The organism is Inquilinus limosus MP06, from assembly GCF_000767795.1.
In the GTDB taxonomy this organism is placed as follows: Bacteria; Pseudomonadota; Alphaproteobacteria; order DSM-16000; family Inquilinaceae; genus Inquilinus; species Inquilinus limosus_E.
This window is the reverse complement of the sequence record NZ_JANX01000177.1, coordinates 1-10,367: the sequence shown is the minus strand read 5'-3', so window position 1 is coordinate 10,367 and position 10,367 is coordinate 1. Positions and strand designations below refer to the sequence as shown.

General features: G+C 68.2%; 11 protein-coding genes. 8 read left to right on the top strand and 3 right to left on the bottom strand.

All coding sequences use genetic code 11. The features are described from left to right. Window positions 1-826 (top strand): succinate--CoA ligase subunit alpha (gene sucD / locus P409_RS15535; protein ID WP_034838657.1); only part of this gene is annotated, 826 nt, incomplete at its 5' end. 295 nt (window positions 827-1,121) lie between these two features. Continuing rightward, window positions 1,122-2,462 carry an oxalate/formate MFS antiporter gene (gene oxlT, locus P409_RS15530; RefSeq protein WP_430515640.1) on the top strand — a complete coding sequence of 447 codons (1,341 nt, stop codon included), beginning with the start codon at window positions 1,122-1,124 and terminating at the stop codon, window positions 2,460-2,462. Window positions 2,463-2,544: 82 nt separating this feature from the next. Here oxlT and P409_RS15525 read toward each other — a convergent pair whose 3' ends face one another. Further along, window positions 2,545-2,751 (bottom strand): hypothetical protein, encoded by a 207-nt coding sequence (locus tag P409_RS15525; RefSeq protein ID WP_034838653.1) that lies wholly within the window; start codon window positions 2,749-2,751, stop codon window positions 2,545-2,547. A 323-nt stretch (window positions 2,752-3,074) separates the two neighbouring features. Here P409_RS15525 and P409_RS15520 point away from each other — a divergent pair, with 323 nt between their 5' ends. From P409_RS15520 to P409_RS15500, 5 genes are all read left to right on the top strand, one after another. Then, window positions 3,075-3,266: a hypothetical protein gene (locus P409_RS15520; RefSeq protein ID WP_034838649.1), complete on the top strand. Its 192-nt coding sequence runs from the start codon at window positions 3,075-3,077 to the stop codon at window positions 3,264-3,266. 394 nt (window positions 3,267-3,660) lie between these two features. Then, the gene (locus P409_RS15515) at window positions 3,661-4,623 is read left to right on the top strand and encodes a Bug family tripartite tricarboxylate transporter substrate binding protein (protein ID WP_161790401.1); all 963 of its coding nucleotides are present in this window, start codon (window positions 3,661-3,663) and stop codon (window positions 4,621-4,623) included. Window positions 4,624-4,719: 96 nt separating this feature from the next. After that, window positions 4,720-5,226 (top strand): tripartite tricarboxylate transporter TctB family protein, encoded by a 507-nt coding sequence (locus P409_RS15510; protein WP_034838644.1) that lies wholly within the window; start codon window positions 4,720-4,722, stop codon window positions 5,224-5,226. Between the two features lie 62 nt (window positions 5,227-5,288). Beyond that, a complete protein-coding gene (locus P409_RS15505; protein ID WP_034838640.1) occupies window positions 5,289-6,812 on the top strand; it encodes a tripartite tricarboxylate transporter permease in 1,524 nt (507 codons plus the stop codon). Between the two features lie 18 nt (window positions 6,813-6,830). Next, window positions 6,831-7,529 (top strand): GntR family transcriptional regulator, encoded by a 699-nt coding sequence (locus P409_RS15500; RefSeq protein WP_034838637.1) that lies wholly within the window; start codon window positions 6,831-6,833, stop codon window positions 7,527-7,529. Window positions 7,530-7,645: 116 nt separating this feature from the next. On the opposite strand, the gene P409_RS15495 is transcribed toward P409_RS15500, so the two are convergent. Together P409_RS15495 and P409_RS15490 are read right to left on the bottom strand one after the other, a co-directional pair. Continuing rightward, window positions 7,646-8,662: a DMT family transporter gene (locus tag P409_RS15495; protein WP_202964680.1), complete on the bottom strand. Its 1,017-nt coding sequence runs from the start codon at window positions 8,660-8,662 to the stop codon at window positions 7,646-7,648. Then, window positions 8,659-9,387: an alanyl-tRNA editing protein gene (locus P409_RS15490; protein WP_034838632.1), complete on the bottom strand. Its 729-nt coding sequence runs from the start codon at window positions 9,385-9,387 to the stop codon at window positions 8,659-8,661. The genes P409_RS15495 and P409_RS15490 overlap by 4 nt, the downstream gene beginning before the upstream one ends. An 83-nt stretch (window positions 9,388-9,470) precedes the next feature. Between P409_RS15490 and P409_RS15485 the strand changes: the two genes are divergently transcribed. Next, complete coding sequence (locus P409_RS15485; RefSeq protein WP_034838628.1) at window positions 9,471-10,307, top strand: helix-turn-helix domain-containing protein; 837 nt, start codon at window positions 9,471-9,473, stop codon at window positions 10,305-10,307. Window positions 10,308-10,367: the final 60 nt, after the last annotated feature.

Below are 10,367 nucleotides of genomic sequence, written 5' to 3'. Positions count from 1 at the left end.
CTCCGAGCAGGCGATCGCCTACGGCACCCGCATGGTCGGCGGCGTCACCCCGGGCAAGGGCGGCACCCGCCACCTCGACCTGCCGGTGTTCGACACCGTGGCCCAGGCGGTGGACCAGACCGGCGCCAACGCCTCGGTGATCTACGTGCCGCCGCCCTTTGCCGCCGACGCGATCCTGGAGGCGATCGACGCCGGGATCCCGCTGGTGGTGTGCATCACCGAGGGCATCCCGGTGCTGGACATGGTCAAGGTCAAGCGGGCGCTGGCGGGTTCCGCCACCCGGCTGATCGGGCCGAACTGCCCGGGCGTGATCACGCCGGGCGAGTGCAAGATCGGCATCATGCCGGGGCACATCCACAAGCGCGGCAAGATCGGCATCGTCAGCCGGTCGGGCACGCTGACCTATGAGGCGGTGGCGCAGACCACGGCGGCCGGCCTCGGCCAGACCACCTGCATCGGCATCGGCGGCGACCCGGTGAACGGGACCAACTTCGTCGACGCGCTGACGATGTTCGTGGAGGACCCGGAGACCGAGGGCATCATCATGATCGGCGAGATCGGCGGCGACGCCGAGGTGATGGGCGCCGAGTTCCTGAAGGCCTCGGGCACCAAGAAGCCGGTGGTCGGCTTCATCGCCGGCCGCACCGCCCCGCCCGGCCGCCGCATGGGCCATGCCGGCGCCGTCATCTCCGGCGGCCACGACACCGCCGACCACAAGATCGAGGCGCTGAAGGCCGCCGGCATCGCCGTCGCCGACTCCCCGGCATCGCTCGGAAAGACCATGATCCGGGTGCTGCGCGAGGGCAGCCGGGCGGCTGCCGAATAGGAGGCCATGAGATGCTGCGGTGCAGCCACGATTCCGGCTTGCCACCGCGATCGAAACGTTCTTTGGTATCAGAAGTTCTGCATTTGGTATGCCAGAAGGCCGATGATAACGGCCTCGGATAATAAAGACATAACCGAGGGGAGGGGCAGCCGATCCACACATCGGCACGACGGGTCACAGACCCGCGGGATCGGTTCACGCCGGTCCGGCGGCCGCGGTCCGGCGCACCCCTCCTCGAGGACGATGGCGTCCGTCACGGGCCGTTCTCCTCTGCCATGGGGTTGCCTCAACCGACATGCGAAGGACTGGGACGGAAATGCTGACTGAAAACACAAATCAGGGACCGGCGATCAAGGGACCGCCGGGGGGACGCTGGCTCCAGCTGCTCATCGGCATCGTCTGCATGGCGATGGTCGCAAACCTGCAATATGGCTGGACGCTGTTCGTCGGCCCGATCGACGCGACGCATCACTGGGGCCGGGCAGCGATCCAGGTCGCCTTCACCATCTTCGTGCTGACCGAGACCTGGCTGGTGCCGGTCGAGGGCTGGTTCGTCGACAAGTTCGGGCCGAAGATCGTGGTGCTGATCGGCGGCCTGCTCTGCGCCATCGCCTGGGCGCTGAACTCGGTGGCGGATTCGCTGACGCTGCTCTACATCGCCGCGGCGATCGGCGGTGTCGGGGCCGGCGCGGTCTACGGCACCTGCGTCGGCGCGGCGCTGAAATGGTTCCCGGACCGGCGTGGCCTGGCGGCGGGGCTGACCGCGGCCGGCTTCGGCGCCGGCTCGGCCCTGACCATCGTGCCGATCGCCAACATGATCCATTCTTCAGGCTATCAATCCACCTTCATGACCTTCGGCCTGATCCAGGGCGGGGCGGTGGTGCTGCTGTCCTTCCTGCTGGCGACGCCGGCCAAGGGCCAGCTGCCGGCGGTGAAGCCGAAGGTGGTGCAGACCCGCCGCGACTACGCGCCGGCGGAGATGCTGAAGAGCCCGGTGTTCTGGGTGATGTACGCGATGTTCGTCATGGTCGCCTCGGGCGGCCTGCTGGCGACCGCGCAGCTGGCCCCGATCGCGGCCGACTTCAAGATCGGCGACACCCCGGTCAGCCTGCTGGGCCTGACCATGCCGGCCCTGACCTTCGCCCTGTCGCTCGACCGCGTGCTGAACGGCGTCACCCGGCCGTTCTTCGGCTGGGTCTCGGACCATATCGGCCGCGAGAACACGATGTTCATCGCCTTCTTCCTCGAGGCGGTCGGCATCGTCATGCTGATGGAGTTCGGCCAGGACCCGGTGGCGTTCGTGATCCTGACCGCGATGGTGTTCTTCGCCTGGGGCGAGATCTACTCGCTGTTCCCGGCGACCTGCGGCGACACCTTCGGGTCGCGCTACGCCACCACCAATGCCGGGCTCTTGTACACCGCCAAGGGAACGGCCTCGCTGGTCGTGCCCTTCGCCAACATCGCGGTCAGCCAGCTCGGCAGCTGGGACATGGTGTTCATCTTCGCCGCCCTGGTGAACGTGATCGCGGCGGTGATGGCGATGTTCGTGCTGAAGCCGATGCGGGCCCGGGCGCTGGAACAGGCGCGGGCTGATGCCGGCGTCAGCCCGGAAGGGGCGCCGCGCCTCGCCAACTGACAGACCGGGCCGGGACGCGCCCGGCAGTGCGAGACAATCCCCGGGGAGGCGAGCCATCGCCTCCCTTTTTCTTTGCCCGGACTTACAGCGCCCGCATGAAGCTGGCCCAGGTCGGGTCGGTGTCCTCGGCCTCGTCCGGCTGGTCGCTGCCGCCGGTCTGGGCCAGGCGCAGCCGGCCACCGGCATTGCCCGACAGCTCGCCGCCCTGGACCGCGGCCAGGCGGGGGGCGGTGACGAGGCCCAGCAGGGCGACGAGGGTGAGGGCGGTGCCGAGCAGAACGCCGGTCATGATCTGGTCCTTTCGAGTGGGTTCGTGTCCTGTTGCGACGCAATATACGCGCGATCTCCGGCGAGACAAGGCAATCTGGTATACAGAATACGAAAAACGGATATGCGTCTTGCTGAGGAGAAGGCGGGACGGCAAATCAAAGACCTCCCTCTAAGAAAGGAAAGTAAATCAGTAGGTTGATCTGCAGGCGCTCTCGCTGCCCGGAATCTGCAGGGCAGCCATCGCTATCTGGTATACAAAATCCATAATCCATAAACTTGAAGAGGGTCAGCTTCTCTGCCATATGATGCGGCGCAAGACACCCAACTTGTGGAGCCGCCGTCATGACCCTCGGACTGATCGCCCTCGTCATCGCCGTCGCCGGCTTGGCCGCCGTGGTCTCCGAGATCGCCGTGAAGGCTCCCGACCTGTTCGGCGCGATCGCCGCCGATGTCCGCCGGATGGCAACGCCGGAGCGTCGCCCCGCCGAGCTTCAGGCCCCCGCCAATGGCAATGAGTGGCGCCGGGCGGCCTGACGGCGCTTCCCCTTCCAATCGTCAGGTTCCAGGACAGGCGGCCCTCCGGCCGCCTGTCGTCGTTCCAGGGGCGGTCTCGGTCTTGTGCACCGGCGAAGGAGGGTTGGCCGGCGAAACTGCTTGGAAAACTGCCATTCTCGTGGATCGGGTAATTTCGTTCTGTTGCGGCGCAAAATGACGATCGAAACGAATCGATCGGCTTTTAAAAAGATGCGTTGCGTTACATTCTAGATACAATATATTGGATACCAGCCAGTCTCGGTCACCGACCTGGCCATCCACCAACAAGACAGTCGGGCCGCGCTTCGCGCGAAGCCGCGGCGCTGGGGAGGCACCAATGACCGGGAAAGTGCGTCAAGCGCTTGTGCATGGATTCGCCTGTGCCGCGGCGGCCATGGCCCTGCTGGGGGCCGGCATCGCCCAGGCGGACTGGAAGCCCACCCGCAACGTCGAGTTCGTCGTGCCTGCGGGCACCGGCGGCGGCGCCGACCAGATGGCGCGGATGATCCAGGGCATCATCCAGAAGCACGGGCTGATGGAGCAGTCGATCGTCGTGGTCAACCGTTCCGGCGGCGCCGGGGCGGAGGGCTTCCTGGACGTCAAGGGGTCGGGCGGCGATCCGCACAAGATCATCATCACCCTGTCGAACCTGTTCACCACCCCGCTGGCGACCGGCGTCCCGTTCAACTGGAAGGACCTGACGCCGGTGACCATGCTGGCGCTGGACGAGTTCATCCTGTGGGTGAATTCGGCCGAGCCCTACCAGACGGCGCAGAACTACGTCACCGCGATCAAGGCGGGCGGCGACAACGCCTTCAAAATGGGCGGCACCGGCTCGAAGCAGGAAGACCAGATCATCACCGCCGGGCTCGAGCAGATCCTCGGCAAGCGGCTGACCTATGTGCCCTACAAGGGCGGCGGCGACGTCGCGGCCCAGCTGGTCGGAAACCACATCAACTCCAGCGTCAACAACCCGATCGAGGCGGTGGCGCAATGGCGCGCCGGCGCGCTGCGCCCGCTCTGCGTCTTCGACGACCAGCGCATCGCGGTGACCACGCCCCAGGCGGACGGCAAGGCCTGGAGCGACGTGCCGACCTGCAAGGAGGCCGGCCTGGACATGAAATACCTGATGCTGCGCGGCATCTTCATGCCGCCCGAGGCGTCGCCGGAACAGGTGGCCTATTACGTCGCACTGTTCGACAAGGTGCGCGAGACCCCCGAATGGAAGGAGTTCATGGCCAACGGGGCGTTCAACACCACCAGCATGACCGGCGACGCGTTCAAGACCTGGCTGGGCGAGACCGAGCAGACTCACAAGAACCTGATGGAAGTGGCCGGCTTCATCGCCAAGCAGTAGCGGCTGGCCGTAGAGCGGGTGCCCCGGTCGTGTGCCGGGGCATCGCATCCAGCGGCATCCCGCGCGGATGCCGCAGCCTTCCAGAGGAGGATCGGCATGGCGAGCCATGATCGGGAGGACGACAGCACGGTCAGCGTGCGGACGATGGAGATCGCCGTCGCGGCCGTCCTGATGATCATCGCCGTTGTGGTGATGGTCGACAGCATGCGCGTCGGCATCGGCTGGGCCTATGACGGGCCGGAATCCGGCACCTTTCCCTTCTATGTCGGCGCCGCGCTGTTCCTGGCCAGCGCCGGCACCCTGCTGAGCAACCTGTTCGGCCGCTCGCCCGATCTCGGCAGCTTCGTCGGCCGGGAACAGCTCGGGCTCGTGCTGAAGGTGCTGGTGCCGACCATCGTCTTCGTGGCGCTGATCGGCTTCATCGGCCTCTACGTCGCCGCGGCGCTGTTCATCGCCTTTTTCATGCACTGGCTGGGCAAGTACCCGGTGCTGAAGATCGTGCCGGTCGCGGTGCTGGTGCCGGCGGCGCTGTTCCTGATGTTCGAGCTCTGGTTCCTGGTGCCGCTGCCCAAGGGGCCGCTGGAGACCCTGCTGGGCTACTAGCCCATGCCAAGAAACCCCGAGACCCGCGCCAGGCGGGCGAGGCAAACGCTGGGAGGGGACCGTTGGACGCTCTCTATTCTCTGATTCACGGCTTCGGCGTGCTCGCCGACCCGATGAACATCGTCTACATGTTCGTCGGCATCACCCTCGGCGTGCTGATCGGCGTGCTGCCCGGGCTGGGCGGTGCCAACGGCGTGGCCATCCTCCTGCCGCTGACCTTCGCGATGTCGCCGACCTCGGCGATCATCATGCTGTCCTGCATCTACTGGGGCGCGCTGTTCGGCGGCGCCATCACCTCGGTGCTGTTCAACATCCCCGGGGAGCCGTGGTCGGTCGCCACCACCTTCGACGGCTATCCCATGGCCCAGCAGGGCAAGGCGGGCGAGGCGCTGACCGCGGCCTTCACCTCCTCCTTCTTCGGCGCCTTCGTCGCCGTGGTGCTGCTGACCTTCCTGGCGCCGCTGATCGCCGGCTTCGCCCTGAGGTTCGGGCCGGCGGAGTTCTTCGCGGTCCAGCTCCTGACCTTCTGCAGCTTCATCGGCATGGGCCGCGAGGCGCCCCTGAAGGTGATCGCGGCGATGATGCTGGGCTTCGCCCTGGCGGCGGTCGGCCTCGATACCGTCACCGGCCAGCTGCGCATGACCTTCGGGTCGACCGAGCTGCTGCGCGGCTTCGACTTCCTGATCGCGGTGATCGGCCTGTTCGGCATCGGCGAGATCCTGCTGACCATGGAGGAAGGCCTGGCCTTCAAGGGCAAGAACGCCAGGATCAACGCCACGGTGGTGTGGCAGGCCTGGAAGCAGCTGCCGCGATACTGGGTCACGGCGCTGCGCGGCGCCATCGTCGGCTGCTGGATGGGCATCACCCCGGGCGGCGCCACCCCGGCCTCGTTCATGAGCTACGGCCTGGCCAAGCGCTTCTCGCGCAACGGCAAGCGCTTCGGCCGCGGCGAGATGGAGGGCGTGGTGGCGCCGGAGACGGCGGCCCATGCCGCCGGCACCAGCGCGCTCCTGCCGATGCTGACCCTCGGCATCCCCGGGTCGCCGACCGCGGCGGTGCTGCTGGGCGGCCTCCTGATCTGGGGCCTGCAGCCGGGGCCGCTGCTGTTCGTCGAGCAGCGCGACTTCGTCTGGGGACTGATCGCCAGCATGTATCTCGGCAACATCGCCGGGCTGATCGTGGTGCTGACCACCGTGCCGCTGTTCGCGTCGATCCTGCGCATCCCGTTCAGCATCATCGCGCCGGTAATCATCACCATCTGCGCGGTCGGCGCCTACACGGTCAGCAACGCCCTGGCCGACATCAGCGTCATGCTGGTCTTCGGCGTCGTCGGCTACCTGTTCAAGAAGCTGCACTACCCGCTGGCGCCGCTGGTCCTGGCGCTGGTGCTGGGCGACATGGCGGAAGGCTCGTTCCGCCAGGCGATGCTGCTGTCCCAGGGCAGCCTGTCGATCTTCTGGTCGAACGGCCTGGTCGGCAGCATCGTCGCCCTCGCCCTGGTGATGCTGTGCTGGCCGCTGATCTCGTCGGTGATCGCCCGGCTGCGCGGCGGCGCCAAGCCGGGCGACGCCGTTGCGGCGGATTGATGGAGCGGGGAGGGGGGCGTGCTCGAGGCGCGGATCAGCACCCGGCTGGCGCTCTCTCGTCTCGACGCCAATGACAGCTTCCGCAGCCAGGCCTATCTGGCCCTGAAGCATGCGATCGCCGGGATGGACCTGTACGACCATCCCGGCGAGATCCGGCTGGACGAGCGGCAGCTATGCCGGGACCTCGGCGTCAGCCGCACCCCGATCCGCGAGGCGCTGACGGCGCTGGAGCAGGAGGGCTTCGTCCTGACCCTGCCGCGCCGCGGCATCTTCGTCCGGCGCCGCACCAAGCGCCAGATCGTCGAGATGGTGCAGGTCTGGGCGGCGCTGGAGAGCATGGCGGCGCGGTTGGCGGCGGCCCGGGCGACGGATGCCGAGATCGCGGCGCTGCGCGGCCTGTTCGCCGGCTTCGACGGCCGGCCGGCGGCGGAGATCGACGGTTATTCCGACGCCAACATCGCCTTCCACCGGGCGATCGTTTGGCTCGGCGGCAACGGGCTGATCGTCGCCCGCACGGCCGACCTGCTCCTGCAGATCGACGCCATCCGGCGCCGCACCATCCGCGAGGACGACCGGGCCGACCGGTCGATCCACGACCATCTGCGGATCATCGAGGCGCTGGAGCGGCGCGACGCCGACCTTGCCGCCCGCCTCGACCGCGACCACACGCTGGGCCTGGCCGAGCATATCGAGCGGCACTGCCACTTCCTGGCGTGATCCATGGTCGAGAGCGACCATAGGCTCAGGAGCGAATTGCCTCTCCCGCCTGGGGAGAGGTCGGGCTCGCGCAGCGAGACCGGGTGAGGGCAGGCCCAGGCCTCGACAAAGAGCCCTCACCCGGAGCCGCTTCGCGTCTCCAACCTCTCCCGCAAGCGGGAGAGGCAATCGGCAAACGGCTGAAAGATCCGTGACGGCAACCGCGACATCGCCGCGCCTTTCGGCACCACCGCGATGGCGAAGCCGAGCAGGATCAGGCCGATGCCGATCAGGTGGAAGCCCCGCACCGGCTCACCCAGCAGCAGGAAGGCGAGAGCAGAGGAATAGACCGCCATGAGATGGAAGGACGCGCCGGTGAGGGCCGGGCCCAGCGTCGCGACGCAGCGGTTCCAGAACGCGTTCGCCACCAGCGAGGAGAAGATGCCGATGAACAGCAGCGAGGCGATGGCATAGGCCGCGACCGGCAGGGAATGCCCCGCCGCCTCCTCGACGATCCAGAACGGTGCCATCAGCACGCAGGCCGCCAGCGTCGTCGCCGCCAGGAACGCCATGGGGGGAACATCCCTGGGACGCCAGCGCAGCAGCACGGAATAAAGCGCGAAGCCGCCCACGGCGAGCAGCACCAGGAGCTCGCCGCCGCCGATCGACAGCGTGGCGAGCGTGGCTGGATCGCCGCGCCCGACGATCCAGCCGACGCCGAGGAAGGAGAGAACGATGCCGGCGACGACGCGCGGCCGCGGCGCCTCCCCGGTCATCGCCCAGGCGAACAGAGGCACCATCAGCGGCAGGGTGGAGTTGAGCATCGCCGCCGTCGCCGCCGGCGTGGTGTGCAGCCCGAGATAGTTCAGCACGGGATATCCCGCGAAGCCGCTGGCGGCGCAGCCGACGATGACCGGCCAATGCGCCAGGAGATCGCGCCGATGGGCGACAAGGTCGCGCCAGACGAAGGGCAGCAGCACCGCCGAGGCGACCACCCAGCGCCAGAAGGTCAGGCCGAAGGGGGGCAGCTCCTGTGCGAAGGCGCGACCGATCACCAGGTTGCCGGCCCAGAACAGCGGCGGCAGGGGCAGCAGCACGTAGGGCCGGCGCCAGACGAGGTCGAGCAGGCCGTCCCGGCCCGGCGCGGCGGTCACGGCGCCGCCCCGGCCAGGCCGATGCGGATGCGCCGGTTGTGGCGGCCTTTGTTGTCGACCTTGAGAATGCGGATCGGCGCGGACCGGCCGGTCGAGGCCAGATGGGTGCCGCCGCAGGCCTGGCGGTCCAGCCCGGCGATGTCGACGATACGGATCAGCCCGTCCGATGTCGGCGGCGGCGTCACGGATTTCGAGCGGATCAGCCCCGGCGTGGCATGGCCCTCGGCGACGGTGACATAGTCGTCGCGCACCGCCAGGTCCTGGCGGACGACCTCGTTGATCGGCCCTTCCAGCGCGCGCAGCCGGTCGTTGTCGGCATCCGGCAAGTCGAAATCGAGCCTGGCCGTGCCGTCCGCGCCCAGCTGCGCCCCGGTGACTAGCGCGCCGTCGAAATGCCGGAACACCAGCGCGTTCAGGATGTGGGTTGCGGTGTGCAGCTCGCGCATCATCCGGCGGAATTCGGGGTCGACCGCCGCCTCGACCGTGCCGGAAGCCTCGGCCGCCGGATCCTCGAGCAGGTGCCAGAACCGGCCGCCCGCGAGCTCGAAGCCGGCGACGGCGTGCTCGCCGCCCTGCCAGCGCAGCGTGCCGCGGTCCGGCAGCTGGCCGCCGCCGCCGGCATAGAAGGGGGATTGCGCCAGCAGCACCCGGCCGGGGCGGGCGTCGATCACCTCGGTCTGCAGGACGAGGCAATCCGGATTCTCATGATAGAAGGAGCGTGCCATGATGAGCGACCTGATGGAGTGAACCCCGTCAGTCTGGCGCCGGCCCGCGTGGCGCTATTGGCGGAAATCGAGGTTTTGGCGGTATGGCCCGCGTCGACCGGCTCAACATCGCGCATTACTGGCAGGACCGGACCGTCCCCGGCCTCAGCCTGATGCAGGCCGATTTCCGGACCCAGGAATATCCGCCGCATCGGCACGAGGCGCTGGTCGTCGCCGTCACCGAAGGCGGCGGCTCGATCATCAGCACCCGCGGCGTCACCGAGCCGACGAGCGCGGACCAGGCACTGTTCGTGTTCAACCCGGTCGAGCCGCATGCCGGCTGGATGGGGACCAGCCGGCGCTGGCTGTACCGCTCGCTGTATCTCGAGGAGGCGGCGCTCAAGGAGGTGGCGCGGTCGCTCGGGGTCGAGGACCTGACCTATTTCACCCGCAACGCCTTCGCCGACCGCGACCTGATCGCGGGATTCCTGGCGCTGCACCGTGCCCTGCAGGCCGGGCGGGACACGCTGCTGGAGCGCGAGCTGATGGTGTCGACCTTCGGCACCCTGTTCCGCCGCCATGGCAGCGGCGAGGGGCGGATCCAGCCCGGGCCGCGCGACCGCACCCGGCTGCGCGCCGCCACCGAGTTCATCCAGGCACGGCTGAGCGAGACGATCTCGCTGGCGGATCTCGGCGCCGCGGTCGGGCTGACCCAGTACCAGTTGATCAGCCTGTTCAAGCGCACCACCGGGCTCACCCCGCATGCCTATGTCACCCAGCTGCGCGTCGATCGCGCCGCCGCGTTCCTGGCGCAGGGCCTGCCGATCGCCGAGGTCGCCGTCGCCTCGGGCTTCTATGACCAGAGCGCGCTGACCCGGCACTTCAAGCGCTGCCACGGGATCACCCCGCTGCAATATGCCGGGGCGACCCGCTCCGCCTGAGGGCAGCTGCGCTGCTCCTCCGCATGGGCGGGTTTCTCCTTGACTTTTTGTTCCTTTTTT